The sequence below is a fragment of the Alkalihalophilus lindianensis genome (genome assembly GCF_032843265.1).
Lineage (GTDB): Bacteria > Bacillota > Bacilli > Bacillales > Bacillaceae_D > Alkalihalophilus > Alkalihalophilus lindianensis.
Genome location: NZ_JAWJBA010000533.1, coordinates 1 through 261 on the forward strand (window position 1 = coordinate 1; position 261 = coordinate 261).

Annotated in this window: 1 protein-coding gene; it reads left to right on the top strand. The window is 44.1% G+C overall.

Translation table 11 applies throughout. The features are described from left to right. On the top strand, nt 1-261 hold a 261-nt coding region (locus tag RYX56_RS23315), incomplete at both ends, for a mechanosensitive ion channel family protein (RefSeq protein ID WP_439108532.1).

Below are 261 nucleotides of genomic sequence, written 5' to 3' on the forward strand. Positions count from 1 at the left end.
TCCATCCTTATCCTTATTCCAACCATCATAACGGCATTGGAAAGATTAAATCTAAAGGGGATTTCCGAACCGGCCATCGCGATGCTGCAAAATATTTTAACCCTGATTCCAAACATCATCGCAGCGATCATCTTGATCCTTGTGGGTATCGCTCTTGGTAAATGGGTGGAAAAAGTAGTTACGCAACAGCTGTGGCGTCTGCGATTCGACACTGTTTTTCACCATATGGGAATCGGTTCATTAACGCCGGAAAAATCGAAG